3 protein-coding genes are annotated in these 3,153 nt (G+C 49.6%); 1 reads left to right on the top strand and 2 read right to left on the bottom strand.

Going from position 1 to position 3,153, the window contains the following annotated elements; genetic code table 11:
- On the bottom strand, positions 1-663 hold a 663-nt coding region (locus tag BOW51_RS09000), incomplete at its 3' end, for a GDP-mannose 4,6-dehydratase (protein WP_135568195.1).
- A 47-nt stretch (positions 664-710) separates the two neighbouring features.
- Positions 711-1,973, bottom strand: coding sequence for a glycosyltransferase family 4 protein (locus BOW51_RS08995; protein WP_078477433.1), 1,263 nt, complete (start codon positions 1,971-1,973; stop codon positions 711-713).
- Positions 1,974-2,223: 250 nt separating this feature from the next.
- Here BOW51_RS08995 and ubiE point away from each other — a divergent pair, with 250 nt between their 5' ends.
- Complete coding sequence (gene ubiE / locus BOW51_RS08990) at positions 2,224-2,973, top strand: bifunctional demethylmenaquinone methyltransferase/2-methoxy-6-polyprenyl-1,4-benzoquinol methylase UbiE (RefSeq protein WP_078477432.1); 750 nt, start codon at positions 2,224-2,226, stop codon at positions 2,971-2,973.
- Positions 2,974-3,153 lie beyond the last annotated feature (180 nt).

Raw genomic sequence — 3,153 nt, 5'->3', positions numbered from 1 at the left:
CTTGGCAGCGAGGTTGCCAAGGGAAAGCCGATCCTGCAAGCCCAGCTTGATACGTGACAGGGCGCGAGAGATCTTACGGGTGACGTATGTCTCGCCGCGTAAAGGTGATTCGTGGTTAGAAAGGATGCCATTACAGGCATAGAGACCATAGGCCTCGCGGTAATTGACGGTTATCCAGTACCCATAGAGTTTGGCAACAGCGTACGGATTGCGAGGATGAAAGGGCGTCTTCTCTGTTTGTGGCGACTCCTGTGCTTTTCCGAAGAGTTCCGAGGTCGAAGCCTGGTAGAAACGTGTTTTGCCCGTCCGGCCCTGCTTCCTGATTGCTTCAAGCAGTCTAAGGGTGCCAAGTGCATTGGCATCGGCCGTGTATTCAGGCTCATCGAATGAAACGGAAACGTGGCTTTGTGCGGCAAGATTGTAGATTTCATCAGGTTGTAGCCGTTCAACGATTCGAGTCAGGCTTGATGAATCTGTTATGTCACCATGGTGAATGTAGCGGTTTGGTTGACCGGGTTCCTGGTAGGGGTCATTGATGCTGTTTGTATTGTGTAGAGCGCCAGGGCGCTTGATCCCGTGGACTATGTATCCTTTTTCAAGTAGTAGTTCTGAGAGGTAAATTCCATCCTGGCCCGAGATGCCGGTGATCAGTGCCTTTTTCATGTGATCCCCTGCATATTCATCATAATGCGAGCCTGTTGCTGCGAGTCTTATACAAAAGTATTAAGGAATGAGACGAGGTTGCCTAACTCTTTATTCTGCCGATCTTCAAGCTCATCTGCACGGGCCAGGCTTTTCATTCTCCATTCGGAAGGGTTGTTCAGTACCTCATCAACTGCCTGGCGCCAGGAGTCTGCAGGGGCGGTCAGTGGACAGAGCGTATACGCAGCATCGCCGACAGCTTCAAGTATTGCCGGATAGTTACTACTGATCACAGGAGTTCCACTGTACATTGGTTCAACTGCTGTCATGCCGTAACCCTCGATTTTGCTAGGAAAAAATACAAGATTAGAAGTTCGGTATGCGTCTCGCATGTCGGATACATATGGGCGCATATCGATTCTGCCTTCCTTCATTGCTGCTGATTGCTTAATCTTGGATAGAAATTCTGCGGGAAAATCTGTTCCATCTGACCAGCCGCCATTCAACACTCTGAATTTCCATTGTGGATTTGCGTCATTGATGAGTTTTGCCATCTGCGTGGGGTTGTTTCTTGATCTCGGGTTAACCATCAGAACGTCGACTTCATCCAGTGATTCCTGCATGGTGCTGTTATCGCTCCAATAAGCTTGCTCCATGAGTGGATGGAGGACAAATTTCGGTGTCGAGTCATCAGGATCAATGAACGATTCACTCCAGTATGAACAGGAGATGACAAAATCCGGAGAGAAAAACAGTGGACTACCAATTGCATGGTAAGTATGCAGGCGATTATGTGCTTCCAAGAGCGAAGAAAGATACTTGCGAACGCCGTCACCGGCTTGAGACCAGTTGCCAGTCTTACGCTCGTAAAATTCAAATAGCATCTTCTGTACAGGGTGGCTGATGTCATAATACAGGGCGCCGGTCTTGATCCCAAGAGCCTTGAGCTGAAGGTATAGTTCACGCCCCTGGTGATTCTCCGGTTCCTGAAATGGGGTGCTGATTAAAACGATATCCAGTTCCAGTTCAGTCGCCCATGCGACTGAAGCATCAAGAAAATCGTACATTTTGAAAATATCTATGACGGGGAATTTCTTCGGCATCAGAATTGAATTTCCCCAACTGGCTCGAGTAAGTTCATGCCCGTCTTCCCACCGGGTCACCGGGAACTCACCGTTGTCCTTATCTGTCGCCTCCTGTGTTGAACAGAATGCAAACACTTCGAAATCTTCCTGTTTTGCCAGGGAAAGGGCGAGCCTGTGTATATATTGCTGCGCACCACCGTGGCTGGGCAGCCAAACTGTCGAGATGATTCCGATTCGTATTGCCATAATTGAAACGTAGTTCTTGTATGTGGTTAATCAGTCTAAAGTGCTTTGGCGATTGGTTTTACTATTCGAACAGTGCTGTCCTTATTGTATGCTCAAGTGTACCTGGTGACTAAATATGTGATGCGTTACCTGAACAGAGTGATAGTTTACCCTTGTAGGCCGTAAATCGAGGCGACAAGTCGAATTCAGTTACAGGGATTGATTTGGAGGAATTGGTTATAATCTTCAGATCAACAAATGGATAGTAGATATGAACAGCGACAAAACCACCCATTTTGGCTTCGAGACTGTCAAGGCAGAGGAGAAGGCTGACCGCGTCCGTGAGGTGTTCGATTCGGTCGCATCAAATTACGACATCATGAATGACCTGATGTCGCTCGGCGTCCACCGTCTATGGAAGCACGTTGCCATTGATCTTTCCGCAGTTCGAAACGGCCAACATGTGCTCGATCTTGCCTCAGGCACCGGTGATCTGGCCTCCCGCTTTGCAGGACTGGTAGGTCCCGAGGGTCGTGTGGTGATGTCCGACATCAACCTCGCAATGCTCGAAGAGGGCAGAAAACGCATGGTCGACGCAGGCCATGTCGGCAATGTTGAGTACCTGCAAATCAATGCCGAGGAGATTCCATTCCCGGACAACAGTTTCGATTGTGTCACCATCGGTTTCGGCCTGCGCAATGTCACCGACAAGGACAAGGCACTGCGCGAGATGTTTCGCGTCATCAAGCCGGGCGGCCGGGTACTGGTGCTGGAGTTCTCAAAGCCGGTCAACAAGCCACTCGAGAAAATATACGATTTTTACTCCTTCAAGGCACTGCCGTTAATGGGCAAGCTGGTGGCAAAGGATGCCGAGAGCTACCGTTACCTTGCAGAGTCGATTCGCATGCATCCTGACCAGGAAACTCTCAAGCAGATGATGCAGGATGCGGGTTTCGAACATTGTGATTATCACAACCTGACAGGCGGCGTAGTCGCAATGCATCGCGGTTTCAAGCTCTGATCATGGAAGTATCCAACACCCTGTTGGTGGGACTGGAGCAGGCTGTTAACCAGGTACTGGAGAAAGATCCGGTCACCAGGCAACGCCTTGCGAAATTACACGGTCGTCGCGTTGCGATTGAGCTTATTGGCTGGGTAACCATCCTGTGTGTACCTGATGCGACAGGTGCACTACAGATAC

Source organism: Solemya elarraichensis gill symbiont (genome assembly GCF_002021095.1).
Taxonomy (GTDB): domain Bacteria; phylum Pseudomonadota; class Gammaproteobacteria; order Chromatiales; family Chromatiaceae.
This window is presented reverse-complemented; position numbering and strand designations above follow the sequence as displayed.

What these genes read in the sequence shown, in the direction of transcription:
- BOW51_RS08995 (WP_078477433.1), bottom strand. Translation starts at nt 1,973, where the DNA reads ATGGCAATACGAATCGGAATCATCTCGACAGTTTGGCTGCCCAGCCAC.
- ubiE (WP_078477432.1), top strand. Translation starts at nt 2,224, where the DNA reads ATGAACAGCGACAAAACCACCCATTTTGGCTTCGAGACTGTCAAGGCA.